Annotated in this window: 15 protein-coding genes; 7 read left to right on the forward strand and 8 right to left on the reverse strand. The window is 70.8% G+C overall.

The window, feature by feature from the left end:
• Positions 1-81: 81 nt before the first annotated feature.
• Genes ACWDRB_RS06440 through ACWDRB_RS06465 form a run of 6 tightly spaced genes read left to right on the forward strand, consistent with a single transcriptional unit; the run spans position 82 to position 5,985 of the window.
• Positions 82-1,218: an efflux RND transporter periplasmic adaptor subunit gene (locus ACWDRB_RS06440; protein WP_449892086.1), complete on the forward strand. Its 1,137-nt coding sequence runs from the start codon at positions 82-84 to the stop codon at positions 1,216-1,218.
• Positions 1,215-1,958, forward strand: coding sequence for an ABC transporter ATP-binding protein (locus ACWDRB_RS06445; RefSeq protein ID WP_449892087.1), 744 nt, complete (start codon positions 1,215-1,217; stop codon positions 1,956-1,958). The genes ACWDRB_RS06440 and ACWDRB_RS06445 overlap by 4 nt, the downstream gene beginning before the upstream one ends.
• On the forward strand, positions 1,955-3,217 hold the full coding sequence (locus ACWDRB_RS06450) for an ABC transporter permease (protein ID WP_350726728.1): 1,263 nt from the start codon (positions 1,955-1,957) through the stop codon (positions 3,215-3,217). Before ACWDRB_RS06445 ends, ACWDRB_RS06450 begins: the two co-directional genes overlap by 4 nt.
• Before the next feature lie 10 nt (positions 3,218-3,227).
• Entirely contained in the window at positions 3,228-3,773 is a 546-nt protein-coding gene (locus ACWDRB_RS06455; RefSeq protein ID WP_363964164.1) for a hypothetical protein, read from the forward strand.
• A complete protein-coding gene (locus ACWDRB_RS06460) occupies positions 3,770-4,465 on the forward strand; it encodes a response regulator transcription factor (protein WP_350726732.1) in 696 nt (231 codons plus the stop codon). Before ACWDRB_RS06455 ends, ACWDRB_RS06460 begins: the two co-directional genes overlap by 4 nt.
• Positions 4,462-5,985 (forward strand): sensor histidine kinase, encoded by a 1,524-nt coding sequence (locus ACWDRB_RS06465; protein WP_449892089.1) that lies wholly within the window; start codon positions 4,462-4,464, stop codon positions 5,983-5,985. Before ACWDRB_RS06460 ends, ACWDRB_RS06465 begins: the two co-directional genes overlap by 4 nt.
• Positions 5,986-6,052: 67 nt before the next feature.
• Here ACWDRB_RS06465 and ACWDRB_RS06470 read toward each other — a convergent pair whose 3' ends face one another.
• Positions 6,053-7,429 carry an FG-GAP and VCBS repeat-containing protein gene (locus tag ACWDRB_RS06470; RefSeq protein ID WP_449892090.1) on the reverse strand — a complete coding sequence of 459 codons (1,377 nt, stop codon included), beginning with the start codon at positions 7,427-7,429 and terminating at the stop codon, positions 6,053-6,055.
• A 120-nt stretch (positions 7,430-7,549) separates the two neighbouring features.
• Here ACWDRB_RS06470 and ACWDRB_RS06475 point away from each other — a divergent pair, with 120 nt between their 5' ends.
• Entirely contained in the window at positions 7,550-8,779 is a 1,230-nt protein-coding gene (locus ACWDRB_RS06475) for a cytochrome P450 (RefSeq protein WP_449892091.1), read from the forward strand.
• Between the two features lie 14 nt (positions 8,780-8,793).
• Here the strand turns inward: ACWDRB_RS06475 and ACWDRB_RS06480 are convergent, their stop codons facing one another.
• The 7 genes from ACWDRB_RS06480 to ACWDRB_RS06510 all read right to left on the reverse strand — a co-directional run bounded on the left by ACWDRB_RS06480 (position 8,794) and on the right by ACWDRB_RS06510 (position 17,905).
• A complete protein-coding gene (locus ACWDRB_RS06480) occupies positions 8,794-10,191 on the reverse strand; it encodes an MFS transporter (protein ID WP_449892092.1) in 1,398 nt (465 codons plus the stop codon).
• Positions 10,192-10,223: 32 nt separating this feature from the next.
• Positions 10,224-10,823: a TetR/AcrR family transcriptional regulator gene (locus ACWDRB_RS06485; RefSeq protein ID WP_350726742.1), complete on the reverse strand. Its 600-nt coding sequence runs from the start codon at positions 10,821-10,823 to the stop codon at positions 10,224-10,226.
• A gap of 777 nt (positions 10,824-11,600) precedes the next feature.
• On the reverse strand, positions 11,601-12,245 hold the full coding sequence (locus ACWDRB_RS06490) for a biliverdin-producing heme oxygenase (protein WP_449892093.1): 645 nt from the start codon (positions 12,243-12,245) through the stop codon (positions 11,601-11,603).
• Positions 12,246-12,373: 128 nt separating this feature from the next.
• Complete coding sequence (locus ACWDRB_RS06495; RefSeq protein ID WP_449892095.1) at positions 12,374-13,546, reverse strand: alpha/beta hydrolase; 1,173 nt, start codon at positions 13,544-13,546, stop codon at positions 12,374-12,376.
• A gap of 481 nt (positions 13,547-14,027) precedes the next feature.
• Positions 14,028-15,389 carry a phenylacetate--CoA ligase family protein gene (locus ACWDRB_RS06500; protein ID WP_449892096.1) on the reverse strand — a complete coding sequence of 454 codons (1,362 nt, stop codon included), beginning with the start codon at positions 15,387-15,389 and terminating at the stop codon, positions 14,028-14,030.
• 136 nt (positions 15,390-15,525) lie between these two features.
• The gene (locus ACWDRB_RS06505; RefSeq protein WP_350726749.1) at positions 15,526-16,182 is read right to left on the reverse strand and encodes a response regulator transcription factor; all 657 of its coding nucleotides are present in this window, start codon (positions 16,180-16,182) and stop codon (positions 15,526-15,528) included.
• Between the two features lie 19 nt (positions 16,183-16,201).
• Complete coding sequence (locus ACWDRB_RS06510; protein WP_449892097.1) at positions 16,202-17,905, reverse strand: sensor histidine kinase; 1,704 nt, start codon at positions 17,903-17,905, stop codon at positions 16,202-16,204.
• Between the last annotated feature and the right edge of the window lie 164 nt (positions 17,906-18,069).

An 18,069-nucleotide genomic window follows, 5' to 3' on the forward strand; every position in this document is an offset into this window, starting at 1 on the left:
TTCAGCTCGCTCGCGGCTCCGGCGCAGCCTGGTGTGCAAGGGTCACCGCCTGTGAAGGTGTCCACACGGCGCAGAGCGCTGATGACCAACGGAGCGCTGGTGGTGCTCCTGCTGGGCGGTGCCGCGCTCGCGTACGCCCAGCTCGGCACGGGACAGGCGGCGGGCCAGACGGCCGTCAGGACCGTGACCGCGAGCCGCGGCTCCGTGGTGGCCTCGGTGTCCGCTTCGGGCGCGGTCGAGAGCTCCAAGTCCAGGGCCCTCTCGTTCGGTACGACGGGGACGGTCGAGAAGGTCTACGTCAAGGCCGGCGACAAGGTGAGCAAGGGCGACCTCCTGGCCAGGATCGACGACGACGCCGCGCAGGAGAGCCTGTCGGCGGCCAAGGCCACGTATGACGAGGCCGTCGACGACGGGACCTCGACGGCCCAGCTCTACGCCTCCTACATCAAGGCCCGCAACGCCTACCGGGAGGCCCAGCGCACGGTCGCGGCCACCGTGCTGAAGGCGCCGTTCAAGGGCACGATCACGGCGGTGAACGGCTCGGTCGGCGGCAGCAGCTCGGGATCGGGCTCCGGATCCGGCTCCGGGTCGGGTTCGAGCGCGGCCTCCGGCCAGGGCACGGGCCAGTCCTCGGGCTCCGGCGGCACTCAGAGCTCCGGCGGCTTCGTCGAGCTGGCCGACACCGGCAAGCTGCAGCTCGTGGGCACCTTCACCGAGTCCGACGTCGGCAAGCTCAAGAACGGCCAGGAGGCCACGGTCACGTTCGACGCCCTGCCGGGGGTGACCGCCACGGGCAAGGTCACCCAGATCCAGCCGGTCGCCTCCACCAGCAACAATGTCGTGCAATATCCGGTCACGGTGACGTTCACGAAGGTCCCGGGCCAGGTGCGGCTGGGCCAGACGGCCACGGTCGAGGTCGTGGTCGGCCAGGCCGACAACGTCGTCACCGTACCCTCGACGGCGGTCTCCACCAGCGGCGGCCAGACCACGGTCACCCTGATCAGGAACGGCACGCAGACCAGGACCCCGGTGGAGGTCGGCGTGCAGGGCACGACGCTGACCGAGATCAAGTCGGGCGTCTCCGAGGGAGACCAGATCGTGCCCCCGGCGACCACGACGAGCACCACGGGCGGCAACCTGCGCTTCGGCGGTGGGGGCGGCTTCCCCGGCGGCGGCGGGGTGCCCGGCGGCGGCGGCGGTCCGGGAGGCGGGCGATGACGGCCCCGGACGTTCCCCCTGTCCTGCAGGTGAAGGACCTGGTCAAGGAGTACGGCGAGGGCGACGCGAAGGTCCGCGCCCTGCGCGGCATCAGCGTGGACGTCGAGCGCGGCGACTACGTCGCCATCATGGGCGCCTCCGGCTCCGGCAAGTCCACCCTCATGAACATCCTCGGCTGCCTCGACATCCCCACCTCCGGCACGTACCTGATCGACGGCGCCGACGTGGGACAGCTGGACGAGCACCAGCTCGCCATCCTGCGCAACCGCAGGGTCGGGTTCGTGTTCCAGTCGTTCAACCTGATCCCGCGCATGAGCGCGCTGGCCAACGTCGAGCTGCCGCTGGTGTACGGCGGCATCGGCCAGGCCGAGCGGCGCAGGCGGGCCCTGGCGGCGCTGGACCAGGTCGGGCTGACCGACCGCGTGCACCACGAGCCGAACCAGCTCTCCGGCGGCCAGCAGCAGCGTGTGGCCGTGGCCAGAGCCCTGGTCACCGCGCCCGCGCTGCTGCTGGCCGACGAGCCGACCGGCAACCTCGACACCGCCTCCACGCACGACGTCCTGGAGATCCTGGACCGGCTCAGCGAGTCGGGCCGCACGATCGTGCTCATCACCCACGAGAACGACGTGGCCGCGCACGCCAAGCGGGTGATCAGGCTGGTGGACGGCGAGATCGTGGAGGACCGCCGCCAGGGCCCGGTGGACGGCCCGCCGCCCCGGATGGCGGGAGCGGCCCGGTGAACCAGCTCGAGATCCTCCGCTTCGCGCTGCGCGGCCTGCTGGCCAACAAGATGCGCAGCTCGCTGACCACGCTCGGCATCCTCATCGGCGTCGCCGCGGTCATCATGCTGGTCGCCATCGGCGAGGGCTCCTCGCAGAGCATCCAGCGCAACATCCAGCGCCTCGGCGCCAACACCCTGACGATCTCCCCGCAGTTCTCGGGCGGCGGTGGCGGCGGCGGTGGTGGCGGCGTCATGCGGGCGTCCGGCGGCGGCACGAACACCGGCCCGCGCACCCAGGCCAGGCAGCTCAGCCTGACCGACGCCAAGGCGCTGACCGACAAGACCCTGGCGCCCTCCGTCAGGAGCGTCTCGCCGGTCGTGACCGCCTCCTCCTCGACGGCCACGTACGGGGCCGCCAGCCACGCGATCTCGCAGTTCGTCGGCACCTACCCCAGCTACTTCGAGGCCGTCAACAAGCCGGTCACGAAGGGCACGTACTTCTTCAACGACGACGTGCTGGCCGCCAGGAAGGTCGTGGTGCTCGGCCAGACCGTCGTGGAGGAGCTGTTCGGCACCGTCGATCCCATCGGCAAGCAGGTCAGCGTGTCCGGCGTGCCGTTCACGGTCGTCGGGGTGCTGAAGGAGGCCGGGTCCACCGGCATGCAGGACGCCGACGACGTGGCCATCGCGCCGCTGCCCGCCGTACAGCAGAGCCTGAGCGGGTTCGGCTCGCTCAACTCGATCGTCGTGCAGGCGTCCGGGGCGGAGACCACGACGGCGGCGCAGGCCGAGGTCACGGCCATCCTCAACCAGCGGCACGGCATCAAGAACGACAACGCCGACTACCGCATCCTCAACCAGGCCACCTTGCAGGAGACCGTCAGCGCGGCGACCGGCACCTTCACCGTGCTGCTGGGCGCCGTGGCCGCGATCTCGCTGCTGGTGGGCGGCATCGGCATCACCAACATCATGCTGGTGACCGTCACGGAGCGCACGCGCGAGATCGGCATCCGCAAGGCGATCGGCGCGCCCAGGAGCGCGATCCTGGGCCAGTTCCTGCTGGAGGCCACGCTGCTGAGCCTGGTCGGCGGGCTGTCCGGGGTGCTGGTGGCGTTCATCGGGACCAGGTTCACCGTGGCCGGCATCGAACCGGTCCTCGTGCCGTCGTCGGTGGCGCTCGCGCTGGGCGTGTCGGTGGGGATCGGGTTGTTCTTCGGCAGTTATCCCGCCAACCGGGCGGCCAAGCTGAGGCCGATCCAGGCCCTGCGCCACGAGTAAGGAGAATGACATGGCCCAGCTCGACGACTCCTCGCCGTACCCCGACGACCTGAAGGAGGAGCTCGCCGTCCAGCCGCGGAAGGGCGCCTCCAAGCTCACGCTGGCGTTGGCCGCCGGCGTCGTGCTGGTGGCCGGTATCCTCATCGGCATTCAGGCCGCCAACCTGTTCGGCTCGCCGGCCGCCTCCGCCGCCGGGGCGCAGCAGCGCCCCATGGGCGGCGGGTACGGCCAGCAGCAGGGCGGTTTCGGCCAGCAGCGCGGCGGATCCGGACAGCCGCCCGGTTACGGTGGAGGCCAGCGGATGGGCGGCGGCGGGGGAGGCACCATCGGCACCGTCGAGAAGGTCGAGGGCGGCAAGGTCTACGTGAAGACCATGGACGGCTCCACCGTCACGGTCGCCACCGACGACCAGACGACCGTCCAGATCTCCAAGCCCGGGAAGGTGACCGACCTCCAGACCGGCACCACGGTGGTCGTCCGCGGCCGGCAGGGCGGCGACGGTTCGGTGACCGCGACGTCGATCACGCAGGGGAACCTGGGAGGAGGCCCGCGATGACGCGCGAGCCCGAAGCCCGGCTGCTGGTGGTCGACGACGAGCCCAACATCAGGGAGCTGTTCTCGGCCAGCCTGCGCATGGCCGGCTTCGAGGTGCTGACCGCGGCCGACGGCATGGAGGCGCTGCGGGTGGCCGAGGAGAGCTCACCTGACCTGGTGATGCTCGACGTCATGCTGCCCGACCTGGACGGCCTGGCGGTCGCGGGCAGGCTGCGGTCCCGCGGCCGCCGGGTCCCGGTGCTGTTCGTGACGGCGAAGGACACCCCCGAGGACCGCATCGCGGGGCTGGGCCTGGGCGAGGACTACGTGACCAAGCCGTTCAGCCTGGAGGAGGTCATCGCCAGGATCCGGGCGGTGCTGCGCCGCACCCGGCGCGGCGTGCCGCCGCCCAACCGGATGCGGGTGGCCGACCTGGAGCTGGACGAGGAGAGCCACGAGGTGTGGCGCGACGGCATCCCGGTGAAGCTGTCGCCGACGGAGTTCAGGCTGCTGCGGTACTTCATGCTCAACGTGGGCCGGGTGCTGTCCAAGACGCAGATCCTCGACCACGTCTGGAACGGCGACTGGCGCACCGACGTCGGGCTCGTCGAGTCGTACGTCTCCTACCTGCGGCGGAAGGTGGACACGGGGGACCGCAAATACCTGCACACGCTGCGCGGGGTGGGCTACATCCTGCGCCCGCCCCGCATATGAGCGGCGCCGTCTCTCCCGCTCGACACCTCCGCGCGAAGGGCGCGGCGGTCCGCAAACACCTGGCCAGGTCCCCGCTGTGGCTGCGGCTGGTGTCGGCGACCCTCCTGCTGGTCACCCTCGCCATCACCGTGACCGGCCTGTTCGCCGTACGGCTGATGCGCGGCTACCTCGTCGAGCGGGTGGACCAGCAGCTGCTCGCGGCCAGCCGGCCGCTGCGCGAGCCGCCCCCGCCGCCCACCGACCAGCCCCGTCCCGGCACCCGCCCGCAGCGTTTCTTCGGCCTGTTCTACGCCGTGATCCTCGACTCCACCGGCGCCCCGATCAGGACGCTCAGCGAGTCCACCGAAGACCACACGCCCGCCCTGCCCAAGCTCGACCTCGCCACGGTCCTGGAGCTCCACGGCCACCCCTTCACCGTCGAGTCGCGCGCCGCCGGCGGCCCGAGCTGGCGCGTCACCGCCGTGCCGGTCCGGGACGGCGAGACCCGGGTGATCGCCGTCAACCTGAACGACGTGGACGCCACGGTCTCGCAGCTCGCCCTGATCGTGGGGGTCGCCGGCGGCGGCACGCTGGTGGTGCTCGGGTTCGCCTGCTATTGGCTGGTACGCCGAAGCCTGCGCCCGCTCCGCGAGATCGCGCGTACGGCCAAGGACATCGCGGGCGGCGACCTGTCCCGCCGCGTGCCCATGTGGGCGGCCACCACCGAGGTCGGCAAGCTCGGCCGCTCCCTCAACGGCATGCTCGCGCAGATCGAGTCGGCGGCGCGCGAGCGCGAGGCGGCCGCAGAGTCGGCCCGACAGTCCGCCACGGCCGCCCGGCGCTCCGAGGAGCTGATGCGCAGGTTCATGGCCGACGCCTCCCACGAGCTGCGCACGCCGCTGACGTCGATCAGGGGGTTCGCCGAGCTGTACCGGCTGGGGGAGGAGAAGGACCTGGCGGAGGCCGTACGGCTGCTGAGCCGCATCGAGGGGCAGGCGGCCCGCATGGGGCTGCTGGTGGAGGACATGCTCCAGCTGGCCCGCCTCGACCAGCGGCGGGAGCTGGCCCGGCGGCCCGTGGACCTGCTCAGCCTGGCCGCCACCGCCGTCATCGACGCCCAGACGCTGGCGCCGGACCGCAGGATCGAGCTGGTGCGGCTGTTCGGGGGTGAGGGGGACGTGACCGTGACGGGGGACGAGTCGCGGCTCGGGCAGGTGATCAACAACCTCGTCACGAACGCCCTCACCCACACGCCGCCCGGCACGCCCTTCCAGGTGCGGGTCGGGCTGGACGGGGACCAGGCCGTGGTGGAGGTGGCCGACGAGGGGCCCGGTTTCCCGCCGGAGGTGGCCGAACGCGTCTTCGAGCGCTTCTACCGGGCGGATCCGGCGCGGAGCGCGGGCGGGTCGGGGCTGGGGTTGTCGATCGCGGCGACGCTGGTGGAGGCGCACGGGGGGATCGTGATGGCGGAAGGCTCACCCGGCAAGGGCGCCCTCTTCCGCGTCATCCTCCCCACCACCGCCACCGCACCCCCCACCTGACCACCCGCGTCACGCCCGGCCCGAACCCCGCCCCACACCGTCCCCTGGAACTCAGCACGTCAGCGGCTCAGCCGAAGGTGTACCCGTACAGCCCCGTGCCCTTGCTGAGCCGGCGCACCTTGCCCAGCTTCAGCCCCGCCTTCCGGGACCCGGGAGCGTACATGACCAGCCCCTGGTCCGGCGCCGCCACCACGAGCCCGTACAGCGGCCGCCGCGCCCCCAGCGCCCGATAACGCCCACTCAGCGGCAAAGCGGCCAGGGCGGCCCCGAAGTCCCGCCCCTCGCCCTTGATCAGCAGGTTGCCCACCCGCGTCAGCCCGCCGGACGCCCGCCCCGCCAGCACCTGGACCGCCTTCTCCCCGGGCACGCCGATGGCCAGCTCGTCGTGCCCGTCCCCGTTGAAGTCCCCGGCGGCCAGCGACGCCCCGAACCGGTCGTAGTACCGGGGCACCCCCTTGAGCGTGTTCTGCGACCACGCCTCGCTCTTGCGGGTGGTCAGCCCGCCGCGCGACCCGTACAGGACGTCCACGGTGCCGTCACCGTAGTCCATCGCCCGCTGGTTCGCGCTGAGCCCCTCACTCGGCACCCCGATGGCCAGGTCGGCCCGCCCGTCCCCGTTGAAGTCGCCCGTGGCCAGCGAGGCCCCGAACGCGTCCCACTTCTCGGAGGCCCCCTTGATGCCGGGGCTGCTCTGGGTGAGCAGCCGCGCCCGCTTCGCCCGTACGTCGACGACGGTCACCGACCCCTGCCCGTCCAGCGTGACGCTGTCGGCGGGCGCGCCGACGACCAGCTCGTCCTTGCCGTCCCCGTCGAAGTCCCCGGTCGCCAGCGCGGCGCCCCACTGGTCGGTCACGTTCGCCGCCTGCCGCACCCACGACGTCTTCTGAGTGATCTGGTACGGCTTGCGCCCCTTCATCCAGTACACCGTCACCGCCCCGCCCGAGCGGTGGCTGGGCGCGCCGACGACCAGTTCGTCCTTGCCGTCCCCGTCGAGGTCACCGGCGGCCAGCGCCGCCCCGAACCGGTCGCTGGACGGCTTGGCCGGCGCCAGCTCCTTGCCCGGGACCAGCCCGCCGACCGAGCCGTTGAAGATCTGGACGACCCCGTTCCCGTCTCCGCCCGGCACCCGCGCCCCCACGAACTCCTCCGACACCCCGACCGCCAGGTCGGCGCACTTGTCCCCGTTGAAGTCGCCGACGGCCAGCGCCGATCCGAACGAGTCACCGGGTTCGGCGCCGTTCTGGGTGAGCTTCACCTTCTTCCCGGACCCGTACATCACGGTCACCGACCCGGCCCGGGAGTCGTCGTAGGGCGCGGCCACGGCGAGGTCGGGCCGTCCGTCGCCGTCGAAGTCGAGAGGGTGCCCGCCGCACGCCCGTGCCGCGGCGGGAGTCGTGCCGGAGGCGAGAGGGAGAACCAGGCAGGCGGCGAGGAGAAGGTTCATAACGGAAGTAATGTCCACACAGGTCGAACCGTGCCTGAACAGCGCGAGAACGGCCCAGGAGAGCCGGATGCACATCGCTTGGCGATCCACGGCGTGGTGGGAACGTGCCAGGATAGACGCGTGGACATCGATCTCGCGGATCTGGATTTCTGGCGTAAGCCGCCGAAAGAGCGTAACGAGGCGTTCGCCCGGCTCCGGCAGGCGGAGCATCCGGTGTTCTTCCCCGAGAAGAAGGTGCCGTTCCTGCGCTCAGGCAAGGGTTTCTACGCCCTCGTACGGCACGCGGACGTGGTCGAGGCCAGCCGCAACGCCAAGATCTTCTCCAGCGAGCCCGCCGTCACCAACCCGGAGCCGCCCGGCTGGGTGAAGCAGGTGTTCGGGGAGTCGATGGTCAACATGGACGACCCGCGCCACGCCCGCCTGCGCCGGATCGTCACCCGCTCGTTCAGCCCGAAGATGCTGGCCGGCCTGCAGAGCGACATCGAGGCCGCCTGTGCCCGCATCGTCGACGACGTCGTCAGGGACGGGCCGCGCGACTTCGTCGCCCAGGTGGCCGCCCGGCTGCCCATCCACGTCATCTGCGACATGCTGGACATCCCGCAGGAGTTGCGCGAGAAGGTCCACCAGCACGTCGACATCTCCACCGCGTACACCGGTGTGCGCCCCAGCCTGGCCCGCAGCGTCCAGATGGCCGGCCAGAACATGCTGGCCCTGCTCGCCCTGCAGCGCATGGTCATCAAGCTCGGCCACGAGCGCGTCGCCGACCCCAAGGGCGACCTGGTGTCCCTGCTGGTCAACGCCAACCCCGACGGGGAGAAGCTGGCCGACAAGGAGCTCGGCTCGTTCTTCTCGCTGCTGTTGGTCGCGGGCAACGAGACGGCCCGCAACACGATGGCTCACGGCATCAAGCTCCTCACCGACAACCCGGCGCAGCGCGAGCTGCTGATGAGCGACTTCGACACGCACATCAACGGCGCGATCGAGGAGATGGTCCGGTACGTGTCGCCGATCATGCAGTTCCGGCGCACGGTCACCGAGGACTACTCGCTGCGCGGGCTGGAGCTGAAGAAGGGCGACAAGGTCGTCCTGTTCTACGGATCGGCCAACCGGGACGAGTCGGTCTTCCCCGACGCCGACACGTTCGACATCACCCGCGAGACCAAGCCGCACGTCGGCTTCGGTGGCCCCGGGCCGCACTTCTGCCTCGGCGCCAACCTGGCCAGGCAGGAGATGCGGACGATGTTCCGCGAGCTGCTGACCAGGCTGCCCGACATCCGCTCGGTCGGCGAGCCCGACCTGCTGCTGTCGAACTTCGACAACAGCGTCCGCGCTCAGCCGTTCACCTTCTGACGCCGTGACGGGACTCAGTCGGGCTGGTCGTCGTCGACCGCCAGCACGTTCGTCCTGATCGTGAAGAACGTGATCAGCGCCGCCACCACCATCATCCCGGCGCTGACCAGCATCGCCATGTGGAACCCGGCGTTGAACACCGGCGGGTTCCTGAACGCGTCACCCACCAGCCCGACCAGCGGCGGCACGGCCGCCACGGCGAGGAGGCTCCCGGTACGGGCCACGGCGTTGTTGACGCCGCTGGCGGTGCCGGCGTGCCGCTCCTCGGCGGTGGCCAGCACGGTCGAGGTCAACGGCGCGACCGTCGCCGAAAGCCCCAGCCCGAACAGGGTCGCCGCGGGCAGGACCTGCAGCGCGTAGGAGGCGCCCGGCCCGATCGTGCTCATCGCGAGGAACCCGCAGGCCGCGAGCAGGATCCCGCCCGTCATCGGCCAGCGTGGCCCGCGTCGCTTGGCGATCTCTCCGGCCCGGGGCGACAGCAGCAGCATCAGGATCGTCGTCGGCAGCATCGCCAGCCCCGCCGCGATGGGCCCGAACCCGGACACCACCTGGAGCTGGACCACGAGCAGGAAGAACACCACGCCCATGGCCGCGTACATGATCAGCGTCACCACGTTCACGGCGGTGAAGACCGGGTTGCGGAAGATCTCCACCGGCACCAGCGCGTCGGGCGACCTGCGGATCTCGGTCACCACGAAGGCCGCGCCCAGCACCAGCCCCGCGATCAGCGGTATCGGCGCGCCCGTCTCGATCAGCCCGTACGTGATCCCGGCCAGCGCCAGCGCCGCCAGCGCCGCCCCCAGCACGTCGAACCGCCCCGCCGCCTCCTCGTCCTTGCTCTCCGGCACGTGCCGCAGGGTCACGAGCACGATCAGCGCCGCGAACGGCAGGTTGATCAGGAACGCCCAGCGCCACCCCACGCTCTGCACCAGCCAGCCGCCCAGCAGCGGCCCGATCGCGCTGGCCACACCGCCCAGCCCGGACCACACCCCGACGGCCCGGGGCCGGTCGTGCCGCACGAACGACGCCTGAATGATCGCCAGTGAACCCGGCGTGAGCAACGCCCCGCCGACGCCCTGCAGGGCTCGGGCCGAGATCAGGAACTCGATGTTCGGCGACAGCCCGCACAGCGCCGAGGCCACGGCGAACCACACCGTGCCGATCAAGAAGATCTTCCGCCGCCCGTACCGGTCGCCCAGCGACCCGCCCAGCAGGATCAGTCCGGCGAGGGTGAGCGTGTACGCGTTGATCGTCCACTGCAGGCCGTCCATGCCCGCGTTGAGCTCTTTGCCCAGGAACGGGAGGGCGACGTTGACCACGGTGCTGTCGAGCAGCGCCAGCCCGGAGCCGAGCACGGTCGCCGCCAGGATCCAGCGGCCGCGGGCGGACCCGAGTTGGACATGGCCGTTCACGGGCGCCGTCCCCGGGCCGTCAGCCGTACCGCTCACGCGAGTCCGCCGATGGCCCGGAGCACGAACTCGGACACCAGCTCCCCGGCCCGGTCCACCGTCACGCTCCCGCTGATCAGCGGAACCCGCTCGGCGCCGACGACGGCGAGGATCATGCGAGCTGTGGCCTGCACGTCGAGCACCCGGAAATCGCCGGACTCGACCCCGCTCTCGAGGATCTCCACCAGAATGCGCTGCATGGGCGCGACATGCTCGGCCAGCTGCTGGTAGGCGTCGGGCCCGAGCGCGGCACTGAGATCAGCGGCACCCGGGTGCGGATGGGCGACCAGCCCGGTCAACTGCAGCCGCACGAACGCCCGCAGCCGATCAGCCGGTGAGGCACCGCCTGGCAGCTCCTGCTCGTAGCTGTCGATGAAGTACTGGGTCACGCGCTCGGTGAACGCCAGCAACAGCGCCGCCTTGTCGGGGAAGTAGTTGTACAGGACGGTCCTGGTGATCCCGGCCTCGCCGGCCACGTCCGTCATCGAGATCGCGTCGATACCGTGCACCCTGGACAGCCGGGAGACGGCCTGCAGGATCCGGTCTCGCGTCTGCGTTCGATGCTCGCCGATCGTGGCGGCGGAGATCCGAGGCATACGCCCATCGTAGGCCGGGATCGTCACAAGCCGACGCGCACTCCCCTCATTCACCCTCCCCTCCGAATCCCCCCACCGCCAACGGACACCGGACCAGCGAGAACGGCCCATCGGCGGTTGATGGCTTGCCTTGATGATGCGGTGGGGCGCCTGCCGGTGGTTGGTGGTCGGTCTTGATGATGTGGTGGGGGTGCGTGCCGGTGATAGGTGGCCTGTCTTGATGACGTGGCCAGGGCTTCCACCGGAGGTTGGTGGCTTGTCTTGATGACGTGGCGAGGTGTGCGCCGGTGGTTGGTGGGCTGTTTTGATGATGTGGCGAGGGCATCCATCGGCGGCTGGTGGTCGGTCTTGATGATGTGGTGAGATGCACGCCGGTGGTTGGTGGGCTGTCCTGACGACGTGATGAGGGCGCCCGCCGGTGTTTGGATGGCAGCCGCGAAGGCGTGGCTGGGCTGGCCGCCGGATGTTGGGTGGCGGCCGTGGCGAGGGGCTGCTGGGGGTGGATGGTGCTTGCGACGTCGGGGGAGGCCCGGCTGTCGGGGGTCGGGCCCCGGTTCCGGTGGCGTGGTGAGGGTGCCTGCCGGTGTTTGGACGCCAGCCGCGGAGGCGTGGCGGGGCGGGCCGTCGGTCGTCGGGTGGCGGCCGTGACGAAGGGCCGCTGGTGGCTGGGCGGCGCACGTAAGGGGCGTCCGTGGCTAATCGGCTGGCAGTTGTGACCGCGTGGTGAGGCCGGTCGCCGGGCGTTGGGCGGCGGTCGTGGCGGCGGGGTGCTGGTGGTTAGGCGGCGGTCTTGACGACGTGGAGGAGTTCGGCGAGTACCTCGGTGTTGAGCTGGTATGCCAGCTTCACCTCGCGGATCATGCGCTGACGCTCCCGGTCGTCCAGCTCGAGCTCGTCCAGCCGCGCACGGTACTCGTTCTTGAACCTCGGCAGGCTGCCCAGCCCGTCGAAGATGTAGAAGTCGACGCCCCCGCCCGTGCCGTACCCGTAGATCTTCTGCAGCTCCATGCGGATGAACTGACCACCGGACAGATCGCCCAGGTAGCGCGTGTAGTGGTGGGCGATGTAGCCGCTCGGCCAATCGGCCACCTGGTGGATCCGCGCTACCAGCGTGCGGGTGGCCTTGGACGGCACGATCCGGCTCCGCCAGCTCGGACCGTAGATCGTCGCAAGGTCCCGCTCCAGCGCTCGCTCCCGATACAGCTCAGGGAAGACGAACCGGCCCGCCATCGGATGATCGGCAAGTTGGCGTGACACGCCGTCAAGCGCTATGTACGCGAAGTAGTGTTGAGCTACCATCTCGCCGTATTCGTGCTCGCTCAGCCGGCCGCCCATGAGCTCCGCGAGATAGCTCTCGCCTTCGGCGGACTCGTGGTCAGCCCAGGTGGCGTTCTTCAGGGTTTCGGAGAACGGGGTGCTCACGGCCTACCTCAACTCGCACGGAAGTTTCATGACAAAGTGTCACAAACATCGGCATCCGGCGTCAAGCTGATGACGACACCATGTCATCAAAATCCGGTTCTTCTGTCTCGTACCCAGGAAACACCACGTCAAGAGGTCACCTCGCCTTCGTATCCGAGAGCGATGAGGGTCAGGTTGCGCAGTGATGGGGTCCCGGGGGTGAAGTAGTCGCTGTGACCGCCCGAGCCCACCGCGAAGACACGAGCTCCGAACGAAGGGCTCATAGGGTCGGCGCCGAAGCCCACGGGCCCGAGCTTGACCTTCGGCACGAACCTGACCCAGTCGTTCTCCCCCAGCCCTGCCCACACCCGCAGTGGCACCACCGCCGCACCTTTCGCGCCGCCCTGAGCACCCTTTACGCGTGCCGTGCTCCAGGAGCCCGGCAAGCCTGCCGCGTCCCCGGCATCGGGCGGGCTTGGCGTGCCTGTGGTGTCCGGCGAGTCCGCCTCCTGCGCGCCTTTGGGATCCTGTGCGCCGACCGAGCCTGTCGCCTTTTGGACGTTGTATGAGTCTGCCGCGTCCTGATCGTCCTGCGCGCCAGTCGTGCCGCGGGCGTCCTGCGGGTCTGTTGCACCTTGAGCGTCGTGTCCGCCTGTCATGCCACGAGTGGTGTCTGCGGTCGGCGCGCTGACGGCGGCTCGGGCCGTCTCCGCGGCGCGGACCGGAGGGGTCAGGGCGGCGGCTCGGGTGGCTTCCGCGGTGTGGGCTGGCTGGGTCAGGGCGGCGGCTCGGGTGGTCTCCGGGGGGCGGGCTGGTTGGGTCAGGGCGGTGGCGGAGGGTGCGTCGAGGCCGGGGCTGCCGAAGACCGCGAGGTCGGTCACGGGTAAGCCGGGGACGGCTTTGGCGCACAGGACCGAGCCGTAGCTGTGGCACAGCAACGCGATCGGAGCCGGGGTGCGCGCGTGGAGCTCCATGATGGTGCGGCGCAGTGCGCGGGCACCTTTGACCGCCGCGTCGCTGGTGAGCACGCCCAGGCTCAGCGTAGGTGGGGAGTCGTAGCCCAGCCAGGCCACCACCGCCAGTCGCTCGCGCGGGGCGAGCCGCGCGGCCTCCGCCAGCAGGGCCCTCGCCGCGCCTCCGGGCCGCTTTGTGCCGTCGTCGAACGTGGCGACCGTCGTGTCGGCGCCGGGCACGATGACCGCCACCCGGTCGGCCGTGGCCAGGTCGCCGTAGACCCGCACCAGCCGCCCGCCCGGTTGCCCCGGCCACACCATGAGCGCCCCCACCGTCACGAGCCCTGCGAGGAGAAGGTTTCTGAGCATGCTGGGAACGTTACGGAGAGTGGCCTGTCGTCCGCGTCGCCGCAGGGTTTGACCTTTCCCGTAGTACCGGAGGGGGATACGGGACTACGGTGCGTGCCCGGCGGCCTAATGCCCGGCGATCGCCTTGAACGGGGCTCCGCCTCGGCGTACCCGTCCGGGGCCTTCTAACGGCGTGTGGAAGCGCGCGGCGTTCCGGCGGCGCTTCGGATCAGGCTTGGAGGGCAGCTCGGCGAGCCGGCCACAGATCGCCGCTTCCTGCGTCGCCTCGCGTCGTCGGAGAACGCCGTGTGGAGTCGTGTGGAACGGGTGCCCGTACCCCGTCACCCCGCCCCGCCCAGCCCAGCCGCGATCCGACCGGTAGTGCCGAGCACTGTGTACGGCGACGGCCTGCGTGCGTACTCGCGAGAGACCGTCCATCCACGACTCCGACCTGGCCAGGGCCGAGCGGCGGGTCGTGGAGTTCCGCATCGCCCCGCCTGGGTCAGCGGGTGTAACGGTGCTTGGCGCCCAGGGGGAAGTACTCGGGGTCGCCGGACTCCCGTAGCCGGATGAACGGCACCTGCTGCGGGACGGGCACATAGTTGGCGAACTCGCTGTTCAGCCGCCGCAGCTGGGCCAGGATCGACCCTCCCACCGCCTGGGCGATCTCGTCGGTCGGTTTCTCGCCGGGCATCAGCTCCACCGTGATCGTCAGGTGCCGGTCCCGGTCGGCGTCCTCCACCACCTCCACCACGAACTTCCCGGTGACCGAGCCGCTGACCTCCGGTTGTTCAAGGCCGACCGCGATGTTCTCCGGGTAGACGTTCGCGCCGTAGTAGGACACGGTGAAGTGGCTGCGGCCGAAGACGTACACGAACGGCCGCTCCGGCCCTCCGGCCGCCGGCTCGAAGCCGTGCCGCCGGACGAAGCCCAGCATGTCCTCGTACGGCACCACGCCGCCCTCGTCGGCGATGTGGTAGCGGATCAGTGGGATGCCGTTGTCGCCGGAGAAGAGCAGGGTGCCCTCGTGCTCCTCGAAGAAGCGGACCTGCGGGTCGTACTGGATGAGCGTCGGAAGCCTGGACTCGCCGAACAGTTCCCTGGCCGTGTCCGGGCGCGTGGACAGGAAGCGCCGGATCTCGACGGACAGCGGGGTCTCGTTGCCCAGGACGCCCGCGTCGGCGGTGCCGTACAGGGAGGCGATTCCCCGGACGGGGTCCGCGATCCCCGCCCGCCGCGCGACCAGCGTGCGCCACTCCTCGCTGAACACCTCACCGGCCGTGACGAGTTTGATGTTCCAGTCGGCCCAGGGGAGGTCCTCGGTGTCGATGACGTTCTTGAGGAACGGCGGGTAGCCCAGGAGCACGACCTGGTCGAAGTGGGGCGCCAGTTCGGGGATGACCCGCAGGATCTCCCTCCGGTCGGTGCCGGGGGCGACCACGGTGATCGGGTAACCGCGTTCGGCCAGGTGACGGCAGCAGTTGACGGTGAACAGGCCGCCGACCCAGGTGCCCAGGGCGAAGCAGACGACGGCGAGGGTACGGCGCTCGCGGGCGTCGAAGGAGTCTCTGAAGACCTCCTCGAAACGGGCGGCGATCACGCGCTCGTCCGCCGCCGAGCGCGGCCAGAAGGACGGGACACCGGTCGAGCCGGAGGACACGGCGATGATGTCCCCGATCGTGCCGTTCCTGCACAGATCGGGGAGGGGGTGGCGGTGGGTGTAGTTCTCCTTGGACGTCATCGGCAGCCCGACGAAATCCTGGGATGTCGAGATCTGCTCGGGGTTGATGTGGTTCTCCGCCAGAAAGGTCCTGTAGGCGGGAACGGTCGCCGCCACCTGATGGAAGAGCTCAACCGGGTCCATCCGCCGACTGTACGGCGGCGGCCCGTGAAGGGGAACGGGGGTTGTGTAAGGGAGGGGCGCCAGCGGGAAGGCCGGCACGGATGCTGGTCGGGCGAGGGGGAACGGGGCCGCGCAAAGGAGCGGGCACCCCCCAGGGTTACTCGCCGGGGCGGACCAGGCCGGTCTCGTAGGCGAAGACGATCGCCTGGGCGCGGTCGCGCAGGCCGAGCTTCATCAGCACCCGCCCGACATGCGTCTTGACCGTCTGCTCCGCCACGAACAGCTTCTCCGCGATCTCCTGGTTGGACAGCGCCTGCGCGACCAGCGTCAGCACCTCCGTCTCGCGCTCGGTCAGCTCGGCCGGCCGCTTGCCCGTCACCGGTCGCGGCGCGCCCAGCTTGGCGAACTCGTGGATGAGCCGCTTGGTGATCGCCGGGGCGATGAGCGCCTCCCCGGCCGCGACCACCCGCACCGCCTCCACGAGCTGGGCGGCGGAGGCGTCCTTGAGCAGGAACCCGCTGGCCCCGGCCCGCAACGCCTCGTAGACGTAGTCGTCGAGGTCGAACGTCGTCAGGATGAGCACCTTCGGCGCCCCGCCACGCGACAGGAGCTCCCTGGTCGCCTCCAGGCCGTTCATGACCGGCATGCGCACGTCCATGAGCACCACGTCGGGGCGCAGCGCCGAGGCCCGCTCCACGGCCTCCCGCCCGTTGGCCGCCTCGCCCACGACCTCGATGTCCGGCTGCCCGCTCAGGAACACGGTGAACCCCGTGCGCACCATCCCCTGGTCATCGGCGATCAGAACCCGGATCAAGCCCTCTCCCTCTCTATGGTCATCCGACGTCGTCCCCTGTGATGAGGTGCTCATGGGCCTCCTCGTCGGCGTCGGTGACGGGCAGCGTGGCACGTACCTCGAAGCCTCCACCTGTCACCGGACCGGCGTCGAGCGTGCCGCCGAGCAGCGTCGCCCGTTCGCGCATGCCCACCACCCCCTGACCCGCGCCGGGCCCCGCGCCGGGCGCGACGCTCGGGCCGTTGGCGACGCGCAGCCGCAGCTCACCCCGCCGGTGTGCGACGTCCAGCGCCACCGTCGAGCCGGGCGCGTGCCGCATCGCGTTGCTGAGCGACTCCTGCACGATTCGGTACGCCGACAGCCCCACGGCCGGAGGCAGCCGGTCGAGCGGGCCGGCGCGCTTGACGAGCACGGCCAGCCCGGCGGCGCGGGCGTTGGAGACCAGCTCGTCGAGCCGGTCGAGCCCGGGCTGAGGGGCGGTGTCGACGCGTCCGTCCTGATCGCGCAGCACGCCGAGGACCTGGCGCAGCTCGGCGATCGCCTCCAGCGACAGCCCTCGGATCTCCGCCAGCCCCGCCTCCAACTGGGCGGGATCGCCCCTGGCCTTGAGCGGCACCGCCTCCGCCTGGATCGCGATCACCGACATGTGGTGCGCGACCACGTCGTGCAGCTCCCTGGCGATGCGGGCCCGCTCCGCCAGCACCGCCTGCGCGCTCTCGGCCTGCCGGGTGCGCCGCTCCTCCGTCTTCAGCTTCGCCGTGGCGGAACGGCGGACCCGCACGTTGTAGCCGAACAGCACCGCCACCGACACGACGACCATGGCGACCGGCATCGAGTTGGGGTCGATGATCCAGGTGGCCAGGAACGTGACGACCCAGACGGCCACCGTGATCCGCCGGTCGCAGCGCACGGCCACGGAGTAGAGGACCAGCAGATAGGAGACGATCAGCCACGTCATGTACGGCATCTCGCCGTGAGGGAACCCGATCGTCCTGGTCACCCCGACGGCCACGGGCATCAGCGCGAACGACACCCGCCAGGCCGCCAGCGGCCACCGGTCGCGCAGGGCGACGGGCAGCGCGACCGCCACGGCGGTGAGGTAGACGAAGCCCTCCCAGATCGGCCCTTGTCGGTAAGGGCCGATCTGTGGGCCGAGGTACCACGACCACACCGTGCTCAGCGTCTGCCTGTAGAGCAGCAGCGCCAGTATCAGCTCCGCCACCTGGACGAGGCTGATCACGGTGAACGGGACGAGCAGCCTGAGCCGCCGCGGCACCCCGAACGCCAGCCGCCGCACCTTCGGCGGCGGATCGGCGTCGCCCTGGAAGAAGGCGAGCCCGACCGCCCCCGAAACGGCCCACACGGCCCGTCCCGCCGACGCCCCGAGCCGCCCGAGGAATCCCCGAGCCGCCGACGCCCCTTGCCGCTCGAGGAACCCCCGAGCCGCCCACGCCCCGAGCCGCCCGAAGAGCCCCCGTTCGCCGCCGCTCCGTTCGCCGCCGTTCCGTTCGCCGTCCGTGCTGGACGGTGACCGGCCGATCCGCTCGCCCGAACGCTCCCCGCCACCACGCCGCCGGGCTGCCACGTCATCGTCGTGCGGCTCGGCCGCCGCCTCGTCGCGACCCCCGCCTGGCACGCCTGCCCGCTCCTCGCCGCTCCCGCCTGGCGCGCTGGCCTGCTCCTCGGCGGCCGCGCCACGACCACGGCGGCGGCTGAGGAAGCGGCGGCGGGGGACGGAGATCACCTGGTCAAGGGTACGGGCGTCCGCCCCGCCAGGCGTCACACCAGGGTTTGATCCCGCACGTCCCCCTCAGGTATCGCTTACACAATTACGATCGCCGTGAGCGAACATCGGCAAGAGAGGGAACAACGGAGGGCTCCAATGAATTGAGTCGGTATAACTCAACC

This window comes from Nonomuraea sp. NPDC003707, from assembly GCF_053587055.1.

Excerpts from the sequence above, each read along its gene's own strand:
- ACWDRB_RS06485 (WP_350726742.1), bottom strand. The coding sequence starts at position 10,823 with ATGCCTCGGATCTCCGCCGCCACGATCGGCGAGCATCGAACGCAGACG.
- ACWDRB_RS06445 (WP_449892087.1), top strand. The coding sequence starts at position 1,215 with ATGACGGCCCCGGACGTTCCCCCTGTCCTGCAGGTGAAGGACCTGGTC.
- ACWDRB_RS06460 (WP_350726732.1), top strand. The coding sequence starts at position 3,770 with ATGACGCGCGAGCCCGAAGCCCGGCTGCTGGTGGTCGACGACGAGCCC.
- ACWDRB_RS06465 (WP_449892089.1), top strand. The coding sequence starts at position 4,462 with ATGAGCGGCGCCGTCTCTCCCGCTCGACACCTCCGCGCGAAGGGCGCG.
- ACWDRB_RS06500 (WP_449892096.1), bottom strand. The coding sequence starts at position 15,389 with ATGGACCCGGTTGAGCTCTTCCATCAGGTGGCGGCGACCGTTCCCGCC.
- ACWDRB_RS06440 (WP_449892086.1), top strand. The coding sequence starts at position 82 with ATGACCAACGGAGCGCTGGTGGTGCTCCTGCTGGGCGGTGCCGCGCTC.
- ACWDRB_RS06495 (WP_449892095.1), bottom strand. The coding sequence starts at position 13,546 with ATGCTCAGAAACCTTCTCCTCGCAGGGCTCGTGACGGTGGGGGCGCTC.
- ACWDRB_RS06455 (WP_363964164.1), top strand. The coding sequence starts at position 3,228 with ATGGCCCAGCTCGACGACTCCTCGCCGTACCCCGACGACCTGAAGGAG.
- ACWDRB_RS06470 (WP_449892090.1), bottom strand. The coding sequence starts at position 7,429 with ATGAACCTTCTCCTCGCCGCCTGCCTGGTTCTCCCTCTCGCCTCCGGC.